The following is a 3,885-nucleotide window of genomic DNA, read 5'->3' on the forward strand; positions in this document are numbered from 1 at the left end:
GCCGTAAAGGTCGATTTTCTCCTTTACCAGAGCCAGACCGGATCCTCTTGTATTCCCTTTTTTAGAGGATATCCCCTTTTCAAATATCTTTTCTACATCAAAGGCTATGGGCAATCCAGTGTCTAGGACCATTATCAAAATGTCTTCATCACTTTCTTTCAGGTAGACCTCTATACCGTTTTTCATAGATCTGTCACAGGCCTCCAGAGCATTTTCTATGAGATTCCCCACTATTATTACCAGATCGCTTGTGGTAATCCTTCCGTGATCAGACATAAGGGAGGATCCCTTTATCAGTTTTAATTTCACTCCCTTCTCCATGGCAATATTCAGCTTACCTGTGAGAAGAGCCAGAAGTATGGAGTCGTCAATATTGGCATTTTCAAACCTAGAGGCTCCTACCTCATCTTCCAGTCTGGTTATATATTTTATAGCCTCGTCTACCTCCCCCAGCTCCAGGAGTCCCAGTATAACATGGAGCTTATTTTTAAACTCATGGATATTTGCCCTGAGGGAGTCTATGAGCTGGGAAAATCCGGTTATCTCTTTGGCCCTTTTATTTACCTCTTCACTGTCCCTCATAGTGAGTACCACTCCCAGAGGATTTTTATCTCTGAATATAGGAATGGAGTTTATAAACACTTTTTTATTTTGTAAATTTATCTCTCTGTCATAAATCCCGTGCCCCGATTCCATGGTTTCCCTGGAAAATTCTTTCAGCTTGTCCAGCCTGCTGTTGTCTTTCAGTATCTCTTCAGCAGCTTTATTCATCCGTGTGATTTGCCCCTTCTGATCTATAGCCACTATTCCTTCATGTATACTCTCAAAGATGGTCTTTTTCTCTTCATATATCTTCCCGATCTCATTGGGTTCAAATCCTTTGAGTTCCTTTTTTATACTGTGGGAAAGTGTGGAAGCAGGTATAAAGCTCAGAAGTATTACCATAACCAGGGCAGTGGCAAAGTAAGTTATCACCCCTTGCTTCACTTTCTGAATCTTCCAGTACAATTTTCCCACTGTGACAAAGCCAATCTGCTCTCCCCTATACTCCACAGGCTCAAATCTTCTTATGGATATCCCCAGGGTTCCCTTTGCCCGGGAAAAATAACTCTCCCCTGTTTCAATTACCTTTTTCTCGTCTCCCCCTACAAATTGCTTCCCCACCTTATCTCTGTCCACATGGGAAAAACGTCTCCCATTCATGTCAGCCACTACTATGAGGTCGACCTCCTCCAATGACTCCATTGTTTTTTCCACATAATCCTGGATGAGGTCAGAGTTTCTCTCGTAGAGATTTTTCTGTATGAAGGGGTCTCTGGCCATGAGGGAGGTGACATTTTTCAGGTTCCCGCGGACTTTTTCCTCTATGAGTCTCAGTTCTCTCTCAATAAAAAGACCTGATGTAATCACCAGGCTTAGTGTCAGCAAAGTCAGTATATAAATTCTTATTCTGTTTTCCAGCTTCATAAAATTAATCTCCTCAGATTTGTAACTATAATATTTAATTATATGACAATTCCAGATAATATCCATATTTTTTTGAGATGATCTATTTATTTTCCTATAAATTTCAGAAGAATACGTCTGTCTCTGCCACCGTCAAATTCGCAGAAATAAACTCCCTGCCATGTTCCCAGGATAAGCTCACCATTTTCTATTATTAATGTGCTTTCTGCTCCGATGAGAGAAGTCTTCAGATGTGCATCAGAATTTCCCTCCAGATGTCTGAATTTCACATCAGGAACCATTTTGTCCAGGGCCTTTATCAGATCACGTTGCACATCGGGGTCATAGGATTCATTTATGGTTATTCCTCCTGTAGTATGCATGGAAAAGACAAGGAGGATTCCGTCATTCCATTTTTTCTTAGAAACCACTTCTCTTATCCTTCTGGTTATATCCACCATTTCACATTTTCCGTTGGTTTTGAGTTCTATAATTTCCATATTTCATCCCTCCTCTGATAATCTTTTCAGCAGATTCACTCAACTGAGAACTGATCTGATATATTTAATTTATTTTGCTTTTAGTTTCACACTTTAATCTGATGACACCTAAACTAAGTATAGTATATATAGTCAAAAATATTCAATTGATATTTTCAACTATGGAATTTCAAATTCACCTGTGATATCATAGATTAACTTTTAAAATTGATTTATGCTTATTTTTGAGGTAAAATTTATTTTAACAAAAAAACAATGAAACCCCTTAAAAATACAAGGGAATTGTAAAGGAGTGCAATGAAATCAAAAACAACATTAATGACCATATTATTAAGTTTTATTATTATATTTTCCATTTCATGTAGTAAACATAAAGAACCTATCAGAATAGCTATAAACGGATGGCCTCCGTGTGAGCTCTGGTACGTAGCCGAAGACCAGGGTTATTTTGACGATATTCCTGTGGAAATTGTAAGATTCACAGCATGGTCAGACAGTTTGGCAGCCCTTTATTTGGGAAAGGTTGATGTTGTCCATTCTACATACTTTAACACTATATATTACAACGGAAAAGGAGAAGGTGCCAGTATAATACTTTCATCAAATATTATTCTCGGCGTAGAAGGACTGGTAGTAAAAAAAGACCTCTCAGATTTAAAAAAATTAAAAGGAAAAAAAATAGCTGTAGAGACTGGTACAGACGAGCATTTTTTGCTTCATAAATCCCTTGAGAAAATAGGTCTCAGCGATAATGACATAGAAATAGTCTCAACATCATCAGAGAATGCCATGGAGTTATTTATCAAGGGCGAGGTAGATGCTGCCTTTACATACGAACCATTTTTGAGCAATGCTGCAAATGCAGGAAAAGGAAGAATAGCTCTGACCACTGATGAAAATATGAATTATAATGATTGTCTATTGGCAAGAGATGAATCTCTGTATAAAAGGAAGGATGACTATGCAAAGCTCATAAAGGCATGGTATAAGGCACAGGATTTTGTGAGCAAGAACCCGGAGAAAGCTTACAGAATAATGTCTTCTAAAGAAAATATGACATCAAAAGAATTTAAAGAATACTATGAAAAATTTACGTTCCTATCTTTTGAAGAAAATAAAAAAATATTTTTTTCAAACAGAATAGAGGCAGAACTTAATGAATTAAAAACATTCATGCTCGAAATAGATCTGATAGATGACGAAGTTGATGTCAAAACTTTATATAATCCAAGTATCATCAAAGGCATCAAAGGAGATTTATAATGAATAGTAAAAAATCTGATTACACCTTACAAAGATCACCAAGGCATATAAATCAAATTAAAAAGGGAATATTATTTTACGGAAAAACTTTTTTTACTCCCATCTTTTTAAAAATATCCTTAGGGGTTATAATTTCCATCTTCCTAATTAACACGTTGGCTCTTTATATGCTAAACAATTACTTTGACAGATATCTTGAAAAAGAGTATATAAATAATTTTTCTTCTACACTGGCAAGCCTCAGCTGGTCCAGCTCTGTTTTGCTTGAAAATTATGACCTCCCTTCTCTTCAGAGACAGATAGAGGATATAGGCTCCTACCAGGAAATAGATATTATTCGGGTTTATACCTTGGACAGGACAGTCATCGCTTCCAGCAAACAGGATGAAATCGGAAAAATAATATTTGAACCTGCTGTAGAAAGGGTTATTGAAGGAAGAAAATTCAGATATGTAGATTCTGATTTTAAAAAAGGAAAGCTCAATATAGCCATGCCTATATCAGGCGGGTATTATGACAAATCAAGAAAAACAGATGCAAAGGGAATATTTTTTCTCAAGTCAGACCTGTCTGCTGCAAAAATATTTATAAATAATTCTAAAATACAGTTCTTAGAAAAAACAGTGTGGTTAGGATTGTTACTTCTCATATTTATCCTGGTTTGGCTGACACATAC

Annotated in this window: 3 protein-coding genes and 1 pseudogene; 2 read left to right on the top strand and 2 right to left on the bottom strand. The window is 36.6% G+C overall.

Annotated elements, in window-relative coordinates; translation table 11 throughout:
• Together ABZA26_RS09620 and ABZA26_RS09625 are read right to left on the bottom strand one after the other, a co-directional pair.
• The coding region (locus ABZA26_RS09620) for a Spo0B domain-containing protein (protein WP_372714308.1) at window positions 1-1,467 on the bottom strand (1,467 nt) is incomplete at its 3' end.
• 86 nt (window positions 1,468-1,553) lie between these two features.
• Window positions 1,554-1,946 (bottom strand): secondary thiamine-phosphate synthase enzyme YjbQ, encoded by a 393-nt coding sequence (locus ABZA26_RS09625; RefSeq protein WP_372714309.1) that lies wholly within the window; start codon window positions 1,944-1,946, stop codon window positions 1,554-1,556.
• A 297-nt stretch (window positions 1,947-2,243) separates the two neighbouring features.
• Between ABZA26_RS09625 and ABZA26_RS09630 the strand changes: the two genes are divergently transcribed.
• Entirely contained in the window at window positions 2,244-3,209 is a 966-nt protein-coding gene (locus tag ABZA26_RS09630; protein WP_372714310.1) for an ABC transporter substrate-binding protein, read from the top strand.
• Window positions 3,209-3,885: pseudogene (locus ABZA26_RS09635) on the top strand (metal-dependent phosphohydrolase); the annotation flags it as partial. The gene ABZA26_RS09630 and the pseudogene ABZA26_RS09635, both read left to right, overlap by 1 nt.

Origin of the sequence: Ilyobacter sp. (assembly GCF_041583315.1) — a bacterium.
GTDB lineage: Bacteria > Fusobacteriota > Fusobacteriia > Fusobacteriales > Fusobacteriaceae > Ilyobacter.